Consider the following 15,475-nt stretch of genomic DNA (forward strand, 5'->3'; position numbering starts at 1 on the left):
GCGGGGGGATTTGGCCCTCCCGCATTTTCCTTTTGAGAGTGGATCCATGCGAAAAAGCGTTCTGGTGCCGCTGATCTTTGGCATTGCCGGTGTGGCGGTGCTCTTGGCCCTGGGCAAATGGCAGGTCGAGCGGCTGGCCTGGAAAGAGGGCGTGCTGGCCGAGATCGAGGGCCGGATTTCCGCCGAGCCGGTGCCGTTGCCCGAGGTGGCGGGCGCGCAGGCCGACCGGTATCTGCCGGTTCAGGCCACGGGCAAGATCGGCGCGCGGGCGCTGCGGGTCTTGGTCAGTCAGAAGCAGGTGGGGGCGGGATACCGGGTGATTTCGGCCTTCGAGACCGAGGGGCGGCGGGTGCTGCTGGATCGTGGCTTTGTCAAGGTGGCGGGAGAGATCCCGGAGACCGGGGGCGCGGTGCGCGTTGTCGGCAACCTGCACTGGCCCGATGACCGGCTGAGTTCCACGCCCGAGAACGATGTGCCGGGCAACATGTGGTTCGCCCGCGACATCGCGCAGATGGCAGAGGTGCTGGAGACCGAGCCGCTGATGATCATCGCGCGCGAGGTGTCGCCGCCGGAACAGGGCGTGACGCCGCTGCCGGTAGGCACGGGGCACATTCCGAACGATCACCTGAGTTACGCGATCACGTGGTTTTCGCTGGCCGCAATATGGGCCGCGATGACCGGGTTTTTCATCTGGCGGATGCGCCAGCCAAGGGAAGGGCAGCAGCGGTGAACTACATCTCGACGAGGGGCCGTGCGCCAAGCTTGAGCTTTGAAGAGGCAATGCTGACCGGGTTGGCGCGCGATGGCGGGCTGTACTTGCCCGAGAGCATTCCGCAGATGAGCGCCGGGGATATCCGCGCGCTGGAGGGGGTGCCCTATGAGGAGGCCGCGTTCCGGGTGATGCGGCCGTTCATTGGCGATGCCTTTACCGACGACGAATTTCGCGGGATCATCGCGCGGGCCTATGCGGGGTTTGGCCATGCGGCGCGGGCGCCGTTGAAGCAGCTGGATAGCGGGCATTTCCTGTTGGAACTGTTCCACGGCCCGACGCTGGCGTTCAAGGATTTCGCCATGCAACTGATCGGGCAGATGTTTGAATTTTCCCTCAAGCGCTCGGGCAGCCGGGTGAGCATCGTCGGCGCGACCTCCGGCGATACCGGGTCGGCGGCGATTGAGGCGTTTCGGGGGCTGGATGCGGTGGATGTGTTTATCCTCTATCCGCATGGCCGCGTCAGCGAGGTGCAGCGGCGGCAGATGACGACGCCGGGTGAGAGCAATGTACATGCGCTGGCGATTGACGGGCATTTCGACGATGCGCAGGCGCGTGTGAAGGACATGTTCAACGATTTCGAGTTTCGTGACGGGGTGCGGCTGGCCGGGGTGAACAGCATCAACTGGGCGCGGGTGCTGGCGCAGGTGGTGTATTATTTCACCTCTGCCGTCAGCCTTGGCGCGCCGGACCGCAAGGTGTCGTTCACCGTGCCGACGGGGAATTTCGGGGATATCTTTGCGGGCTATATCGCCAAGCGCATGGGGCTGCCCATCGACAAGCTGGTGGTGGCGACCAATCAGAACGACATCCTGCATCGCTGTCTGAGCAGTGGGGATTATCGGCCCGACGGGGTGATCCCGTCGATCAGCCCGTCGATGGATATTCAGGTGAGTTCCAACTTCGAGCGTGCGCTGTATTATGCCTACGGGCAGGATGGCGGGGCCGTGGCGCAGGTGATGGACGAGTTGAAGGCCGGGGGATTTTCCGTCAGTCAGGGCGCGTTGCAGGCGTTGCGCGAGGCGTTTGCGAGCGGGCGCTGTGACGAGGACGCGACGCGCGCTGCGATCCGGGACACGTGGGACCGCACCGGCGAGTTGCTCTGTCCGCATAGCGCCGTGGGCGTGCATGTGGCCGAGGAACATCGCGTGCCCGGCGTGCCGATGATCACGCTGGCGACGGCGCATCCGGCGAAGTTTCCGGCCGCTGTCGAAGAGGCGAGCGGCATTCACCCCCCCTTGCCCGAGCGTATGGCGGACCTGTATGAGCGAGACGAGCGCGTGACGCGCATTGCCAATGACCTTGGCGCTATCGAAACATTGATCAAGGAACGGATCACGCATTGAGTGTAGAACTGACCACGCTGCCGAACGGATTTCGCATTGCCACGGAATACATGCCGGGGCTGGAATCGGCGGCTATCGGTGTCTGGGTCATGGCGGGCGCGCGCCATGAACGGGCCGAGCAGAACGGCATCGCGCATTTTCTCGAACACATGGCCTTCAAGGGCACCAAGCGGCGCAGTGCCTTGCAGATCGCCGAGGCGATCGAGGATGTGGGCGGCTATATCAACGCCTATACCAGCCGCGAGGTGACCGCCTATTATGCCCGCGTGTTGAAGGACGATGTGCCGCTGGCGATGGATGTGGTGGCCGATATCCTGCGCAACCCGGTGTTTGACGCGCGCGAGATCGAGGTGGAGCGGGGCGTGATCCTGCAGGAGATCGGGCAGGCGGCGGACACGCCCGACGACATCATCTTTGATTGGTTGCAGGAGCAGGCATACCCTGACCATCCGCTGGGCCGCACCATTCTGGGCGCCGAGGCGCGGGTGCGCGGCTTTGGCCGGCCTGATCTGGAGGGGTTTGTCGATCAGTATTACCGGCCCGGGCAGATGGTGCTGGCGGCGGCGGGCGCTGTGGATCACGACGCGCTGGTGAAGATGGCCGAGACGACCTATGGCGACATGATCCCGAGCGACACGATCGAGCCGCCCACCGCGCGGTTCGCGGGCGGGGAGACGCGGCATGTCAAGGATCTGGAGCAGGCGCATTTCGCGCTGGCTTTTGAGAGCCCCGAATACGGGCATCCCGATATCTATACCGCGCAGATCTATGCCTCGGCGCTGGGCGGGTCGATGTCGTCGCGGCTCTTTCAGGAGATCCGCGAGCGGCGCGGGCTGTGCTACACGATCTTTGCGCAGGCGGGGGCCTATGCCGATACCGGCATGCTGACGATCTATGCGGGCACGTCCGAGGATCAGATGGGCGATCTGGCGGGAATCACCGTGGACGAGATGAAGCGCGCCGCCGAGGATATGTCGGGCGCGGAGGTCGAGCGGGCGCGGGCGCAGATGAAGGCGGGGCTCTTGATGGGGCTGGAGAGCCCGAGCAACCGGGCCGAACGGCTGGCGCGGATGTTGCAAATCTGGGGCCGGGTGCCCGACCTGCCGGAAGTGGTGGAGCGCATCGACGCGGTGACGCTGGCCGATGTGCGGCGTCTGGCCGAGCAGACCGTGACGCACGCGCCCACGGCGCTGGCGCTCTATGGTCCGGTGTCGAAATCGCCGACGCTCGAGAGCCTCAATGCGAGGCGCGCGGCCTGATGTTGCTCTTGCCACGCCGGAAGCTCAGGATCGAGACCGAGCGTCTGACCCTGCGGCAACCGGTGATGAGCGATTTCAGGAACTGGAGCGGCCTGCGCGCGCAGAGCGCCGATTTTCTGACCCCGTGGGAGCCCGCCTGGGCCGCCGATCATCTGGCGCGCAAGGGATTTTCCAACCGGGTGTTCTGGGCGCAGCGCTCGATCGCGAGCGGCTCTGCAATGCCGCTGTTTCTGATCCGGCGCGAGGATGAGGCGCTGTTGGGGGCGATTACGCTCGATCACATCCGGCGCGGACCGGCGCAGGCGGGCACGCTTGGTTACTGGATCGGGCAGCCGCATGCGCGGCAGGGTTACATGCGTGAGGCCATCGCGGGCGTGGTGCATTACGCCTTTGACCGGCTGGACCTGAGCCGGATCGAGGCCGCCTGCCTGCCGGAAAACCACGCCTCGCGCGGGCTGCTGGAGAAATGCGGCTTCAAGTATGAGGGCGTGGCGCAGAGCTATTTGCAGATCAACGGGCGCTGGCGGACCCATGTGCTCTATGCCGCGCTGCGCCCCGACCGGCGCGGCCGGACGGATGTGGGGTAACGGAGCGCGTCTGGTTCCTGGCTGGAACGGGCCCGAGTGGACCCCGAGGAGCCTGGCGATGGGATTGGGCGATGGGATTGGGCGTGAAACGTGATAGAATTCTAGAGCCCTGGCAGTGTTGAAACCTCCGAAACACCTGGAGCGTGGCCAGTCACTGGCCGTGCGATTGTGCGGCACCTTCTGGCCAAAAGTCACACGGTGACCCAGGTGGACTGTTTGGAACACTGCACGGTCCTGTTATGCGGGCAGGGTATCGACGACATAGGGTGTGTCGAACCAGTGTTCCTCGAGGTTGGCGCCGTCACCGATCCGGTCAACGACGGCAAACAGGCCCGGTGACCCGATCGGCGCCAGGACACCATGCCAGACCCCGCGATGCAGATTTATCGCCTGGCCCGGTGCGGTCAGAAAGGCCGTGATCTTGCCGGGCCTGTCGCCCGCGTCCTGTGCGACGACGACGAGGAAGCGCACCGGCGTGAGCGGCATGAAGGCCTGGCTGCCCAAAGGGTGACGCTCGACCATGTCGACCATATAGGGCAACCCGCGCGCTTGTGCGTCGAACAGGCTGATACCTGCGCGCCCGTCTGCGAAATCGAGTTTTGCCAGATCGTCATGGCGACCGCACAAGCCCTGATTGATCATTTTCGTGGGCGCGCCGCGCGGCTCTATCACGTCGCCGTACGGGGCAAACGCCTCGGCCGTCAGGGACGCGACAGTGAGCGTGTTGGCGGTCATGTCAGCATGTCCCTGAGGCGCAGCTCGGCGATGCGTTCGACCTGACGACAGGCTTCGGCGAACTCGGTGTCGGTGTCATTGGCGGTGCGCCGCTCAAGCGCGGCGCTGATCGACGCCTTGTCATGGTCTCGCACGGCGATGATGAACGGGAAACCATGCTTGGCCATGTAATCAGTGTTGAGCCGTTGCAGGCGCGCACGTTCGTCGTCGGTCAGTAAATCGAGCCCTGCGCCCGCCTGCTCGGCGGTGCTCTCGGCCGTCAGCTGGCCCGCTGCGGCGAGCTTGCCCGCAAGGTCCGGGTGTGCCCGAAGCACGGCCTGGCGCGCGTCGTGATCCGCGCGGCGAAAGACCCGGCAGAGCGCGTTATGGACACCTGCCGCACCGTCATGGGCCGGGCCGAGCTCCAGATCATGGGCGCGCTCGGCAATCCAGGGCGAGTGTTCGAACACGCTGCCAAAGCGGGCCACGAAGGTCTGTCGATCCATCGCGCTCGGGCGCTCGGCAGATGAAGGCGGGTGCCTGCGCGCCCAATGCTCTGCGATGTCGATCCGGCGGGGGCACCAGACGCCCTCAAAGCCCTGGATGTACTCGATGAACCGGCGCAAGCCGGCGATCTTGCCGGGGCGCCCGATCAGGCGACAATGCAGCCCCACGGTCATCATGCGGGGGCTGCCCGCCACGCCTTCCTGATAGAGCGTGTCAAAGCTGTCGCGCAGGTAGCTTTCGAACTGCGCGCCGGTGATCCAGCCGGGGCTGGTGGCAAACCGCATGTCATTGCATTCGAGCGTGTAGGGAATAACCAGCTGATCGCGCCCGTCGATGTGCCGCCAATAGGGCAGATCGTCATCGTAGGTGTCTGAGATATAGTCGAACTGTGCCGTTTGCGCCGCCAGTCGCACGGTGTTCATGCTGCATCGCCCGGTATACCAGCCGCGGGGCGGCGCGCCTGTCACTTCCGTGTGCAGGCGAATGGCCTCGTGGATCGTCCGGCGTTCGTCGGCTTCGGGCATTTCGGCGTGCTCGACCCATTTCAAGCCGTGGCTGGCGATCTCCCAGTCGGCCTGTTGCATCGCCGCCACCTGCTCGGGGCTGCGGGCCAGAGCGGTGGCCACGCCGTAAATGGTCAGCGGAATATTCGCCCCGGTGAACAGCCGGTGAAGCCGCCAGAACCCGGCGCGCGCGCCGTATTCATAGATCGATTCCATGTTCCAGTGGCGGGCAGCGGGCCATGCGGCGGCACCGGGAATGTCCGACAGGAACGCCTCGGATGCGGGATCGCCATGCAGGACGCAGTTTTCACCGCCTTCCTCATAGTTCAGCACGAATTGAACGGCGATCTTCGCATTTCCCGGCCATTCCGGGTGTGGTGCCTGCGCGCCGTAGCCGCGCAAGTCTCGGGGGTAACGGTTCATGACGCTCCTCGTTCTGTGTGATCGGGACGGCTATGCGCCTGTCCCTGCTTTCCGGTTTCATTTGCTTATAAAAGAAAAGAATGCGGGTGACTTTATGAATTTCAAAGAAGGACCTCCTTGATTGCCGCGTCTGTCAACCTGTGGAAAAAAGAGGCATCACAGGGCGGATCACGACGATCGCCCCGCCATTGCCTGAAAGGATGCGACCCATGACCGGTTATCTGACCACGCATGTTCTGGACACCGCACGAGGATGCCCGGCCAAGGGCCTCAAGATCGAGCTCTTTCGGATCGACGGGGCGGAGCGGCACCACCTGCGCACGCTTGTGACCAATGATGACGGGCGGACCGATGCGCCGATCCTGCCGCAAGAGGAGTTTGAGATCGGTATCTACGAGTTGGTGTTTCATGCCGGGACCTATCTCGACGACACCGGTGTCGCGCCTGAGAGTCCACGGTTTCTGGATAGTGTCCCGCTGCGGTTCGGCATGTCCGAGGCCGCGCATTATCACGTGCCGCTGCTGTTGTCGCCGTTCGGTTATTCGACCTACCGGGGAAGCTGATTGGGGGCTTGCGCTCACGCTCAGATCCGGGATGCAAGCGCGGATTTGATTTGGTCGGTGACGAAATCCATGAGCAATCTTGCCTTTGGGTCTTGTCGGCGCTTGTGCGCATAAAGGCACGCCATTTGAATGGGGACCGGCGGCTCTGCCTCCAGCACCCGGACCAGCTGCCCGCTCTCCAGATGCTCCGCGACCTCGAAGAGGGGTTTGAGCACAATGCCATGTCCTTGCAACGCCCATTGCGTGAGCACATCGGCGTGATCGGATTCGAAGGGTCCGGACACGGTGATGCGCTTGATCCCGGACGGGGTGCGCAAGGGCCACTGGAACTCGGGCGCGCCGGCGTAACGCAAATTCAGGCAGTCATGCTCACCGGTTTTCAGGCTCTCGCTCGAGCCGGGCATGCCCTTGCGCGCGACATAGGCGGGTGAGGCGCACAAAACGCGCTCGCAATCGGCGATCTTGCGGATACGCAGGGAGGAATCCTCTGGCACGCCAAGAAAAAAGGCCGCATCCAGCCCCTCTGCGGCAAGGTCGAGCTTTCTGTCCGACAGGCGCAGCCGGATGTGGATCAAGGGATAATGCGCGTGAAATTCCGAGATGGCATCCGCGATCAGCCGCTGCCCCAGCCCCAGAGGCGCGGCGACATGCAGGCTACCGCGCGGCGTTTGCGTGACGTTGGAGACATCCGCCTCTGCCGCGTCCACCGCCTCCATGATGCGGCAGGCCCCGTCATAAAACAGGGTGCCTTGCTCGGTCGGGTTCAGCCTGCGGGTCGTGCGTTGAAAAAGGCGGACATTCAGGTGCTCTTCCAGCGCGGCGATCCGCGCCGAGGCCACCGCCGCCGAAATGCGCTGATCGCGCGCGGCGGCGGACATGTTGCCCAGCTCATAGACCCGGACAAAAGTCTTGATATTCTCCAGATAGGCCATGCGCGCAGATTATTAGCTTTTGATTGAAGCAGCTAGGTTTCTTTTCTCAATTCAAGACAATCACGGATCATGCGAGAAAGACAGGCGGATCATCGAAGGAGACGGACATGCACGACTTTGCAATCATTTGGGACTGGATGGGCTTTGCCGTGCGCTGGGTGCATGTGATCACCGCGATCGCGTGGATCGGCTCGTCGTTTTATTTTGTCGCGCTCGATCTTGGGCTGCGCAAGGCCGCGCATCTGCCGCCCGGTGCGCATGGCGAGGAATGGCAGGTGCACGGGGGCGGTTTCTATCATATTCAGAAATACCTTGTCGCGCCCGAGAACATGCCCGAGCACCTGACATGGTTCAAATGGGAGAGCTATGCCACGTGGCTCTCGGGCGCGGCGCTCTTGATGATCGTTTATTGGGTAGGGGGGGAGCTGTACCTCATCGACCGCAGCAAGGCCGATCTTGCGCTTTGGCAGGGTATCGCCATCTCTGCCGGGTCTTTGTCAATCGGCTGGCTGGTCTATGACCGGCTTTGCAAATCCGGGCTGGGGGAGAGGCCCACCGTTCTCATGCTGTTGCTGTTCGCGCTGCTCGTGGCCATGGGGTGGGGCTATAACCAGATCTTCACCGGGCGTGCGACCATGCTGCATCTGGGCGCGTTCACCGCCACGATCATGACGGCGAATGTATTTTTAGTCATCATGCCCAACCAGCGAATTGTTGTCGCGGACCTAAAGGCAGGACGCGCGCCGGACGCCAAATACGGCAAGATCGCCAAGCTGCGCTCGACGCATAACAACTACCTCACGCTTCCGGTCGTGTTTCTGATGCTGTCCAATCATTACCCGCTCGCCTTTGCGACGGAATACAACTGGGTGATTGCGGCATTGATCTTTCTCATGGGGGTCACGATCCGGCATTTTTTCAACACCATGCATGCGGGGGGCGGCATGAAGTGGTGGACATGGGCCGTGACCGCGCTTTTGTTTATTGGCGTGATGTGGCTCTCGACCGCACCGCTGATGCAAAGCAGCTATGAAGAGGCCGAGGCGCGCGCGTTCTCTGCGTCGGAACAGAGGTTTGCGAATGCTGATGGGTTCGAGGATGTCGCCAGCATCGTGCCGGGCCGGTGTGCGATGTGTCATGCACGCGAGCCGTTTTACGAGGGCATATGGCGCGCGCCGCGCCATGTCTTATTGGAAACCGAGGCCGATATCGCGCGGGCCGCGAAACAGATCTACCTGCAATCCGGGGTCACGCATGCGATGCCGCCGGGGAACGTCAGTTATATGGAAGAAGACGAGCGCGCCCTGATCGTGACGTGGTACCGCGACGCGACCCGCCGGTGAGCAGGGCCACAACCTCACCCGAGTTGCGTAAATTCCGGGCGATGTCACAAACGGAGCAGTTTGGCACGTCAGCGACGAATTTCATTTGAAATCAGAGGTCTGAGTGCTCAGACCCCGGCCGGTGGTCATCTCAGGGAGGAGATTCATTTGCTTCATCAAACAAACAAGCTTGACTGATTGTAAGTTGGGATTCCATGATGTGTGCGAAGGAACAGAGAGTCCAGCACTCGAAAGACAGGGAGAAAACGATGATGAAAACAGTTATGGCCAGCGTGGCGACTATCGGGCTTTTGGCGGGCGGTGCCCTCGCGGAAACCCAGTTCACGGCCAATTCATTCTATGCCGCAGAACATCCGCATTCCAAGGATGGCTATATTGCCTGGGCCGAGATCGTAAAGGATCTCTCGGACGGAGAATTGCAGCCGGATGTCTATACCGGCACCGTGCTACTGGCCCCGCGGGCGAATTTGCAGGGCATCCGTGACAATGTCGTGCAGGTGGCGCATCACGCGGCGGTCTACACGCCGTCGGAAATGCCGGTCGCCAATACGGTTCAGGAGCTTGGCTTCAATTATTCCGACCCGCTGGTGATGATCTTCGCATCGACCGATTTCAGCATGAACAATCCGACCCAGCTTGAGGAATGGGCGGACAAGGGTGTGGTCTATCTCGGGTCCTACGCGACGCCGCCCTATGTCCTGTTCTGCCGCGAGCCGGTGCGCACCCTCGAAGAGTTCAAGGGCAAGCGCATTCGCACCGCCGGGTCCAGCGTGTCGCAATGGGTCGAAAAAGCTGGTGGTATTCCGGTCAATGTACCGTCGAGCGAGATGTATACCGGGCTGGAACGCGGCACGCTCGATTGCGCCTCGAACGCGGCGAACGACCTGATCGACCGGTCGCTCTGGGAGGTGGCCGAGCACACCACGATGCTGTCCACCGGCATGTACTGGACCGGGCCGCAATGGGGCTACAACCCCGAGTTCTGGTCGGGGTTGACGACCGCGCAACGCGAGATCCTGATGCAGGCCACGGCACGCGCGATGTCGCAGATGATCGTGAACTATGTGGACAGCGCCGAATCCAAGCTCGAACAGGCCAAGCAGAAGGGCAACAATGTCTATGAGCCCGCCGAGGATCTGCTGGCCTCGGCTGAGGAATATCGCGCGAATTCGGTCGAAACGGCGTATCGGACTGCCGAGGAAACCTACGGTCTGAGCAACGGCAAGGCCGTGATCGACGACTTCATCGCCACGCACGAGAAGTGGGAAGAGCTGCTTGCGGATGTGGACCGCTCGGATATCGATGCGCTGACCGAGCTCGCGATGCGCGAAATCTACAGCAAAGTTGACGCATCCAGCTACGGCGTTCAGTAACTGCAACGATCAGGGTCCGCAGCTCTGCGGACCCTTTCTTGCAATTCTGAAACCGGATGAAAACATGTCGCAACGCAAGCGCCGCACGCAGGCCGAACGCAGCCTGGAAACCACGACGAGCATCCTTGAGGCGACGCTCTCCTGCATCAAGGACAAGGGCCTGATCAACACCTCCACGACCGAGGTGGCAACCCGCGCCGGTGTGTCGCGCGGCGCGCTGCTGCATCATTTCCAGACCAAGGAATTGCTGATGGCAGAGGCGCTGAGACTGCTCTTGCTCAGAGAAGCGGCTGATGCCGAGCGCATCGCGAATTCTGTGGTCGAGCACGAATTGACCGTGGATCAATTCATAGATTTCGTCTGGCAACGCTTTTCGGGTGATCTGTACATGGTGTCGATGGAGTTTGTGAACGCGGCGCGCACTGACCCAAAGATCAAGGCGGCGCTTGTGCCTGTCGCGCAGGAGTTCAACGATGCCTATGCGCTGATCTGGGAAAGAATCGCCGATGGCAGTGGCTGTGCGCCGGACAAGCGGCGTCAACAGGTCGAGATCACCGCGATCATGTGTCTCGCGCGCGGCATGGCCACGCAAACCATCTGGCGCGACGAGCCGGAGCTGTTCCGCGAAACGATAGATTACTGGAAAGAGCTCCTCAAACTCTCGCGCCAAAGCCGTGCCGGGGAAGGTGCTGCATGACCAAGACGCATATTCCGGCGGGCAGGGCCGCCGATGGCCTTGACCGTATCATCTCGGCCCTCAACAGGGGATTTGTCGTGCTTGCCTCGGTCGCGTTGCTCTTGATGATGCTGCACGTGACGGCGGAGGTGGCGGCGCGGGCGACCGGTGCCATGACCCTGATCGGTACGCTTGAGATCGTGTCCTACTATTACATGATCCTGCTGGTCATGCTGCCCATGGGGTTTGTGGAGCTTAAGAACGAGCATATCCGTGTCGATCTTTTCGTGCAGATGATGCCGCGCTCCGTGCAGCTTGTCCTCTATGTGCTCAGTTGTCTTCTGTGCCTCGTGTTCTTCGCGATCATGCTGCGGCAGAGCTTTCTGGATGCGTGGAATTCGACCCTGCGCAAGGAAACCATCATGTCGAACTTCATCTTCTACATCTGGCCGAGCCGGTGGGCCTTGCCGATCGGGTTTTTCGGACTGCTGATCGCTGTTCTTGCGAACATGCTCAAGGCGATCCGACTGGGAAAGGCGCTCTGACGTGGACAATACGACCATCGGGATCATCGCCATCGCCATCACGCTTTTCCTGATCGCCCTTCGGTTTCCGATCGGCGTGGTGCTGGGGATCGTGTCGATCGCGGGCATCGCGGAACTGACCAACATGCGGATTGCATGGGGGGTGGTGTCGGCGACGCCCTTCGATTTCATCGGGCAATGGGAACTGACCGCCGCGCCGATGTTTCTGTTCATGGGCTACCTTGCAACCGAGGGAAAACTCACAAGCGGGCTGTTTTCGGCGCTCAGGCTGTTTCTTGCGCGGCTTCCCGGGGGGCTTGCGATCTCCAGCGTGGGGGCCTGCACGTTCTTTGCCGCGGCGTCCGGGTCGAGCGTGGCCACGGCGGCGGCGATGTCACGGATCGCGGTGCCCGAGATGCTGCGCAACGGCTATGACAAGGGGTTGGCCACCGGCACCATCGCGGCCTCGGGCACGCTGGGCTCGCTTATCCCGCCGAGTGTGCTGCTGATCCTTTACGGGGTCTATGCGCAGGTTTCAGTCGGGCAATTGTTCATGGCCGGGTTTATCCCCGGTCTCGTCTCGGCCTTGCTCTATGCGTTGATGATCATGGTGCGGGTCAAGGCCAATCCGGGGCTTGCCGGCGAGGTGGTCGTCTCGGCGACGCGCGCCGAGAAGCTGTCGGCGCTCAAGGAAATATGGCCCTTGCCGACGCTGATCCTTCTGGTGCTCGGTGGGATCTTTTCGGGCTATTTTTCGCCGACCGAGGCCGGGGCGCTTGGGGCGTTTTTCGCCTTTTGCATTGCCATGTTGCGCCGCAGTCTCGATTTTGCCGGGTTCAAGGCGGCGGTGGTCAATACGCTTCAGAGCACGGCGGCGATCTTTCTCATCCTGATCGGATCGGTCCTGTTCACCAAGTTTCTCGCGATGTCGCGCCTGCCCACGGCGTTCTCGGAGATGATCCTGTCGGTCAGTGACAGTCAGTGGTGGATCCTCTTTGCAGTCGCGGTGATCTACCTCATCCTCGGCATGCTGATCGACTCCATCGGTCTGCTGTTGCTGACCCTGCCGCTTATCCTGCCGCTCGTGGATGCTGCCGGAATAGATGCCATCTGGTTTGGAATAATCGTGATCAAGCTGCTCGAAGTGGGGCTGGTGACGCCGCCGATCGGGCTGAATGTCTACGTTATAAAAGGGGCATTGGGGAGCCTTGTTACCTTGCCCGAGGTCTTTCGCGGGGTGAGTTGGTTCATTGCGATGGATTTCGTGGCGCTCCTGCTGATCGTCCTCATCCCCGCGATGTCGCTGTGGCTGCCGTCGCTTGTCTATAACTGAACCGTAAGGGAGGAACCGCCATGACAGATTTTGCCAATGCCGACTATGCCGAGCGGTCCTACGGGGAAATTCCGGTGGGCTACGGACAGCGCCCGGGACTCGTGGTCATCGACTTTCAGAAAGCCTTTACCGAGGAGCGCTATCCGCTTGGCGGGGCGCCCCTGATCATGCGTGGGCTGGAGAATACCGCGCGCCTGCTCAAGGTCGCGCGCCGCAACAACATCCCTGTCGCGAACTGTTATACCGCCTACAAGGATGAGGCAGATATGCCCTATTGGAAGATCTCGGCGGTGCGCGAGCAGTTTCGTCACGAGCACCCGGGGTCCGAACTCGACCCCTCGATCTATGATCCGGGCCATGACGTGAAGGTCTGCAAGACCGGGCCCTCGATCTTCTTTCAGACGCCGGTGGTGCCGTTTTTCATCCGACAGCGTGTCGACACGGTGATCGTGACCGGATGCACCACCAGCGGCTGCATTCGCGCGTCCAGCATCGACAGTTTTCAATACGGGTTTCGGACCATCGTGCCCGAGGATTGCGTGGGCGATCACGAGGAACAGCCACATCTGGACAACCTGCGCGACATCTCGCGCCGCTATGTCGATCAGACCACCTCGGACGAGGTGATGGACTACATCGAACGCGTGGGCCGCCTCAACGCGTGACCCCGCGACAAAACACAAAAAAGGAAAGACCATGAGCATGCAGATCATCCGCAACGCCCGTATCATCGACGGATCGCAGGACCGCCCCGCCGACCCGCAGGATATTGTCATCGAGAACGGCGTATTCCGCGAGGTCTCGGACAAGGCGACGGTCCGCAGTGACGACGAGATCGACGCCAGCGGGCATTTCGTGCTGCCCGGTCTGATTGATTGTCATGTCCATGTGATTGCGACGACGGCCGATCTGGGGGCGAATGCGGCGTTGCCCAACTCGCTGCTGGCCTATCGCGCCATGGGGCTGATGAAAAACATGATCATGCGCGGTTTCACCACCGTGCGCGATCTTGGCGGCGCCGATATCGGCATTGTCGATGCGATCGAGGAGCGGCTGATCGTGGCCCCGCGTCTGGTGATCTGCGGCAAGGCGCTGTCCCAGACTGGCGGGCACACCGATTACCGTGGCCCGTACAACCCGCGCAACGTCGATTTCTACCGGGATCAGATCGGGGCCATGGGCCGGATCATCGACGGTGTCGATGACCTGCGCCGCGCCTGCCGTGAAGAGGTCAAGGGAGGTGCGAAATTCATCAAGCTGATGGCCAATGGCGGTGTCTCGTCTCCGACCGATCCGATCGGGTTCATGGGGTTCTCGGTGGCCGAGCTTGAGGTGGCGGTCGAAGAGGCGGCGAATGCCGAAACCTATGTCGCGGGGCATCTCTATACCGACGAGGCGATCAACCGGGCGCTCGATGCGGGTATCCGCTCGATCGAACATGCCAACCTGATCAAGCGTGATACTGCGAAGCGCGTCGTTGCGCAGGATGCCGTCGTCGTGCCGACCAACATCACCTATGAGCTGTTGGGAACGCGCGGTGCCGATTTCGGCCTGCCGCCTGAATCCGTGGCCAAGGTCGCCGATGTGCGCGATGCCGGGTTGGAGGCGCTTGGGATTCTGCGTGAGGAAGGTGTGCTGATGGGCTATGGCTCGGACCTGTTGGGCGGCATGCAGCAGTATCAGTCGGGTGAATTTCCGTTGCGCGGCAGGTACCTACCGGCGCATGACGTAATCCGCTCCGCCACGCTCGATGCCGCCAGGGTGATGCGGATGGAGGGCCGTATCGGCGCGATCACGCCCGGCGCACATGCCGATCTGGTGATGCTCAAGGGCAACCCGCTTGACGATCTGTCGTTGCTCGACGGGCAGGGCGAGCATCTGGACGTGATCATGAAGGATGGCCATTTCATCAAGCGGGTCTGACGCGGGGCGACTGGTCATTTGCCGGCAAGGCCAGAACCGGACCCTTCCAATCGTGGCGGGGTAACCGGTGCATCCTGTTGATGCGGTGTGTCAGTGCAGCAATTCGGTCAATAGCGGGTTGGGAAAGCGCCGTTCCAGCGTGACCGCCAGAAATGTCTCGGTGATCCCGTCGAGGCGCGCGGCCTCGGTCAGGCGTCCGGTGTGCAACTCGTCGCGCACCACGATGGGCGGGATTACGGCGAGGCCCGCATCCTCGCGCACCAGCAGGCGCAGCATCGCCATGTCATCGGCCTCGGCGGCGATTTGCGGGCTGATCCCGAGCCGGGCGGTGAGCGCGTCAAAGCCTGCGCGCAGTGCCGTCTCGGGCGTTGGCAAGATGAGTGGCATGTCTGACAGCAGGGCGGGCAAGGGGCGTGGTGTTGGGCCAAGCCGGTCGGGCGTGCCGATCAGGCTGACCGGCTGTTCGTCGATCCGCTGGATCAGGTAGCGGCTGGCGGCATCGCGGGCGGGGGCGAGATTGGTCAGCACCACGTCGAGCGCCATCGATTCCAGCCCGCGCAGCAATTCGGGCTGAGAGCCGGAGCGCAGCACCACCTCGACATCGCGGCGCCCGATCAGCGGGCGCAGGAACTGCATCTGGAAATTGCGCGACAGCGTGGCGAGCGCGCCGACGCGCAGGGCCCGCCGCCCGCCGCCGCGC

Annotated in this window: 16 protein-coding genes; 12 read left to right on the top strand and 4 right to left on the bottom strand. The window is 62.3% G+C overall.

The annotated features are described in order from the left end of the window. The first annotated feature begins 46 nt into the window (after positions 1–46). From Q0X85_RS08630 to Q0X85_RS08645, 4 genes are read left to right on the top strand one after another with little or no spacing between them, the layout of a single operon-like run. Positions 47–730: an SURF1 family protein gene (locus Q0X85_RS08630; RefSeq protein ID WP_297771425.1), complete on the top strand. Its 684-nt coding sequence runs from the start codon at positions 47–49 to the stop codon at positions 728–730. Beyond that, entirely contained in the window at positions 727–2,115 is a 1,389-nt protein-coding gene (gene thrC / locus Q0X85_RS08635) for a threonine synthase (RefSeq protein ID WP_297771426.1), read from the top strand. The genes Q0X85_RS08630 and thrC overlap by 4 nt, the downstream gene beginning before the upstream one ends. Then, the gene (locus Q0X85_RS08640; protein ID WP_297771427.1) at positions 2,112–3,374 is read left to right on the top strand and encodes a pitrilysin family protein; all 1,263 of its coding nucleotides are present in this window, start codon (positions 2,112–2,114) and stop codon (positions 3,372–3,374) included. The genes thrC and Q0X85_RS08640 overlap by 4 nt, the downstream gene beginning before the upstream one ends. Continuing rightward, on the top strand, positions 3,374–3,961 hold the full coding sequence (locus tag Q0X85_RS08645; protein ID WP_297771429.1) for a GNAT family protein: 588 nt from the start codon (positions 3,374–3,376) through the stop codon (positions 3,959–3,961). The genes Q0X85_RS08640 and Q0X85_RS08645 overlap by 1 nt, the downstream gene beginning before the upstream one ends. Positions 3,962–4,198: 237 nt before the next feature. Here the strand turns inward: Q0X85_RS08645 and Q0X85_RS08650 are convergent, their stop codons facing one another. Further along, positions 4,199–4,696, bottom strand: a complete 498-nt coding sequence (locus Q0X85_RS08650; RefSeq protein WP_297771431.1) for an ureidoglycolate lyase — start codon at positions 4,694–4,696, stop codon at positions 4,199–4,201. Then, a complete protein-coding gene (gene puuE / locus Q0X85_RS08655; protein WP_297771433.1) occupies positions 4,693–6,108 on the bottom strand; it encodes an allantoinase PuuE in 1,416 nt (471 codons plus the stop codon). Before puuE ends, Q0X85_RS08650 begins: the two co-directional genes overlap by 4 nt. A gap of 209 nt (positions 6,109–6,317) precedes the next feature. On the opposite strand from puuE, the gene uraH reads away from it, so the two are divergent. After that, positions 6,318–6,671 carry a hydroxyisourate hydrolase gene (uraH, locus tag Q0X85_RS08660; protein WP_297771435.1) on the top strand — a complete coding sequence of 118 codons (354 nt, stop codon included), beginning with the start codon at positions 6,318–6,320 and terminating at the stop codon, positions 6,669–6,671. Positions 6,672–6,691: 20 nt separating this feature from the next. On the opposite strand, the gene Q0X85_RS08665 is transcribed toward uraH, so the two are convergent. Further along, on the bottom strand, positions 6,692–7,603 hold the full coding sequence (locus tag Q0X85_RS08665; RefSeq protein WP_297771437.1) for a LysR family transcriptional regulator: 912 nt from the start codon (positions 7,601–7,603) through the stop codon (positions 6,692–6,694). Between the two features lie 107 nt (positions 7,604–7,710). Between Q0X85_RS08665 and Q0X85_RS08670 the strand changes: the two genes are divergently transcribed. The 7 genes from Q0X85_RS08670 (at position 7,711) to Q0X85_RS08700 (ending at position 14,775) form a co-directional block, all read left to right on the top strand. Continuing rightward, positions 7,711–8,946: a urate hydroxylase PuuD gene (locus Q0X85_RS08670; RefSeq protein ID WP_297771439.1), complete on the top strand. Its 1,236-nt coding sequence runs from the start codon at positions 7,711–7,713 to the stop codon at positions 8,944–8,946. Positions 8,947–9,194: 248 nt separating this feature from the next. Continuing rightward, complete coding sequence (locus tag Q0X85_RS08675; RefSeq protein ID WP_297771440.1) at positions 9,195–10,319, top strand: C4-dicarboxylate TRAP transporter substrate-binding protein; 1,125 nt, start codon at positions 9,195–9,197, stop codon at positions 10,317–10,319. A gap of 64 nt (positions 10,320–10,383) precedes the next feature. Beyond that, entirely contained in the window at positions 10,384–11,016 is a 633-nt protein-coding gene (locus Q0X85_RS08680) for a TetR/AcrR family transcriptional regulator (RefSeq protein WP_297771442.1), read from the top strand. Then, entirely contained in the window at positions 11,013–11,540 is a 528-nt protein-coding gene (locus Q0X85_RS08685; protein ID WP_297771444.1) for a TRAP transporter small permease, read from the top strand. The genes Q0X85_RS08680 and Q0X85_RS08685 overlap by 4 nt, the downstream gene beginning before the upstream one ends. 1 nt (position 11,541) lies before the next feature. After that, entirely contained in the window at positions 11,542–12,852 is a 1,311-nt protein-coding gene (locus Q0X85_RS08690; protein ID WP_297771446.1) for a TRAP transporter large permease, read from the top strand. Positions 12,853–12,872: 20 nt separating this feature from the next. After that, positions 12,873–13,517 (top strand): isochorismatase family protein, encoded by a 645-nt coding sequence (locus tag Q0X85_RS08695; RefSeq protein ID WP_297771448.1) that lies wholly within the window; start codon positions 12,873–12,875, stop codon positions 13,515–13,517. A 31-nt stretch (positions 13,518–13,548) separates the two neighbouring features. Beyond that, entirely contained in the window at positions 13,549–14,775 is a 1,227-nt protein-coding gene (locus Q0X85_RS08700) for an amidohydrolase family protein (protein WP_297771450.1), read from the top strand. 90 nt (positions 14,776–14,865) lie between these two features. Here the strand turns inward: Q0X85_RS08700 and Q0X85_RS08705 are convergent. Further along, positions 14,866–15,475 (bottom strand): LysR substrate-binding domain-containing protein (locus Q0X85_RS08705; RefSeq protein ID WP_297771452.1); only part of this gene is annotated, 610 nt, incomplete at its 5' end.

The sequence above is a fragment of the uncultured Roseovarius sp. genome (genome assembly GCF_947259555.1).
Lineage (GTDB): Bacteria > Pseudomonadota > Alphaproteobacteria > Rhodobacterales > Rhodobacteraceae > Roseovarius.